This window comes from Brevundimonas sp., assembly GCF_044239655.1.
In the GTDB taxonomy this organism is placed as follows: Bacteria; Pseudomonadota; Alphaproteobacteria; order Caulobacterales; family Caulobacteraceae; genus Brevundimonas.
In genome coordinates, this window is record NZ_JBIIAY010000200.1 from 1 (window position 1) to 3,195 (window position 3,195).

The following is a 3,195-nucleotide window of genomic DNA, read 5'->3' on the forward strand; positions in this document are numbered from 1 at the left end:
GTCTCGGGCTTCACGATCAGTGAGATCGAACCCCGGCTGTTCTCGTTCAACAATCCGTTCGGCGCCTGTCCGGTCTGCGACGGCCTGGGGGTCAAGCTGGCGTTCGACGCCGATCTGGTCATCCCCTACCGCGACAAGACCCTGCACAAGGGCGCGGTCGCCCCGTGGTCGCGCGGCCCCTCGCCCCTCTACACCCAGACGCTCCAGGCCCTGGCCCTGCATTTCGGCTTCTCGATGGACAAGGCCTGGCGCGACCTGCCGGACAAGGCGCGTTCCGTCATCCTGAACGGCACGGGGTCGGAGAAGATCAAGTTCGTCTATGACGACAACGCTCGCAAATACGAGGTGTCCAAGCCGTTCGAGGGGGTGATCCCCAATCTGGACCGCCGCTGGCGCGAGACCGACAGCGCCTGGGTGCGCGAGGAGCTGGGCCGGTTCCAGTCCGAGACGCCCTGCGACGCCTGCCACGGCAAGCGACTGAAGCCCGAGGCTCTGGCGGTGAAGATCGACGGCTCGGACATCGCCGACATCTCCACTCTGTCGATCAAGAAGGCCTATGACTGGGTCTCGGCCCTGCCCGACAGCCTGACCGAGAAACAGATGGAGATCGGCCGTCGCATCCTGAAGGAGATCGGCGATCGTCTGCGGTTCCTGAACAACGTCGGCCTCGATTATCTGAGCCTGTCGCGGTCGTCCGGCACCCTGTCCGGCGGCGAGAGCCAGCGGATCCGGCTGGCGTCACAGATCGGCTCGGGCCTGACCGGCGTCCTCTATGTGCTGGACGAGCCGTCCATCGGCCTGCACCAGCGCGACAACACCCGGCTGCTGGAAAGCCTGATGGGGCTGCGCGATCTCGGCAACTCGGTCCTGGTGGTCGAGCATGACGAGGAGGCGATCATGACCGCCGACTATGTCATCGACATGGGCCCGGCCGCCGGCGTCCACGGCGGCGAAATCTGCGCCGAGGGTACGCCCGCCGAGGTCATGGCCAACCCGAAATCCCTGACCGGCAAATACCTGACCGGCGAGCGCGAGATCGAACTGCCGCCCGAGGGTCGTCGTCCCGTCAGCAAGTCCAAGATGCTGAAGATCTCGGGCGCGACCGGCAACAATCTGAAGAACGTCACGGGCGCCATCCCCGTCGGTTTGTTCACCTGCATCACCGGGGTGTCGGGCGGCGGCAAGTCCACCTTCACGATCGAGACCCTTTACAAGGCCGCCGCGCGGCGTCTGCATAACGCTTCCGACGCGCCCGCAAACTTCGACCGGATCGAGGGGCTGGAGCATTTCGACAAGGTCATCGACATCGACCAGTCGCCCATCGGCCGGACGCCCCGGTCGAACCCGGCGACCTATACCGGCGCCTTTGGCCCGATCCGCGACTGGTATGCGGGCCTGCCGGAATCCAAGGCGCGCGGCTATGGCCCCGGCCGGTTCAGCTTCAACGTCAAGGGCGGGCGCTGCGAGGCCTGTCAGGGCGACGGCCTGATCAAGATCGAGATGCATTTCCTGCCCGACGTCTATGTCACCTGCGATATCTGCAAGGGCAAACGCTACAACCGCGAGACGCTGGAGATCGTCTTCAAAGGCAAGTCGATCTCGGACGTGCTGGACATGACGGTCGAGGAGGCGGGCGGGTTCTTCAAGGCCGTGCCGCCAATCCGGGACAAGATGCTGACCCTGAGCCGCGTGGGCCTGGGCTATGTCCAGGTCGGCCAGTCGGCGACGACCCTGTCGGGCGGCGAGGCCCAGCGGGTCAAGCTGTCGAAGGAGCTGTCCAAGCGCGCGACGGGCAAGACCCTCTATATCCTCGACGAGCCGACGACCGGCCTGCATTTCGAGGATACGCGCAAGCTGCTGGAAGTGCTTCAGGAACTGGTCGACGCGGGCAACACCATCGTGGTGATCGAACACAATCTGGATGTCATCAAGGTCGCCGACTACCTGCTGGACTTCGGTCCGGAGGGCGGCGACGGCGGCGGCGAGATCGTCGCGGTGGGCACCCCCGAACAGGTCGCGGCCAACACCGACAGCTGGACCGGGAAATACCTCAAGGAGGTGCTGGATCGCCACGAGACCCGGCGCAAGGCGCGCGTCGCGGCCTTGGTCGCCTCGGTGGAAAAGCCGGGGGTGGAAAAGCCGGCCCGGGCCAAGAAGAAGGCGGCGGCGGGCTGAGTTCGCCTATGCCGGCTCGACGCCCTTGATGTCACGATAGGCGGCGGCGAAGGGGGCGTAGAGGACCACCATCTGGAGCGCCGAGATGATCGCGTTGACGACGCCCCAGGCCACCACCAGTCCGATGTGCTGCTGAAGCACCGGAAGAAGGTCCGCCGGCTGCGCGATCTGCGACAGCGGCCCCGCCAGCGAAAAGCGGATCGGCAGGTTGATGATCGTGCCCAGCAGGGACACGACGATCGTCATGACGAAGCTGAGCAGGGTCATCCCCAGCAGGGGCCAGAATCGTCCCTTGGTCAGGGCGAAGGATGAGAACAGGGCGAAGCGGTTCTCCGCGACGATGATGGGCGCCATCAGGCTGAGCCGCACCGCCAGCCAGACCAGACCCAGAAAGGCGCCGATCCCGGCCAGTACGCACAACAGCCAGACCCATCCCTGGCCGCTGGTATGGGCGTAGACGCCCAGGCCCACGCAGATTCCGATGGCCACGACGTAGTAGAGCAGGAGCAGGAGGAACAGGATGATCATCGCGCCCAGTAGCCTGAGCTCGTCCATGCCGAGACGCAGATAGCCGAATGCACTGGCCTTGGGCTGGAGTACGGCCCGCGCGACGGCGGCGCTGAGCATGACCCCGAGCAGCATCATCAGCGGCCAGATCACCCCGATAACCAGACCATAGCCTTGGGACAGGGCCACCAGTTCGGCCGCGGTCGGCTCGGCGCCGCCCTGCAGGGCCTCCGCCTGTCGGATGATCGCCAGAGCCGGCTGGCCGACGACGGCGAAGCCGACGGCGAAGAAGACGATATAGGCCAAGGCCCAGGCCAGGACGGCCAGGGGCCGCCGCCGCACGATCCGAAATCCTTCGAACGCCGCATCGCTTGCCGAAAACGCCATGATCGCCTCCCCTGACCGGCGACGACCTTAAGAGGAAAAGCCGGGCCTTGTCAGCGTCAGGCGTCGGTCTTTTCGCCCGTCATCTCGCGATAGGCGGCCATGAAGGGCGCCGAGACGATCGTGGTG

The 3,195-nt window shown here is 65.7% G+C and carries 2 protein-coding genes; one reads left to right on the forward strand and one right to left on the reverse strand.

All coding sequences use genetic code 11. The features are described from left to right. On the forward strand, positions 1-2,175 hold a 2,175-nt coding region (uvrA, locus tag ACILQR_RS16250; RefSeq protein WP_395652405.1), incomplete at its 5' end, for an excinuclease ABC subunit UvrA. Between the two features lie 6 nt (positions 2,176-2,181). On the opposite strand, the gene ACILQR_RS16255 is transcribed toward uvrA, so the two are convergent. Continuing rightward, entirely contained in the window at positions 2,182-3,069 is an 888-nt protein-coding gene (locus tag ACILQR_RS16255; RefSeq protein ID WP_395652406.1) for a hypothetical protein, read from the reverse strand. Positions 3,070-3,195 lie beyond the last annotated feature (126 nt).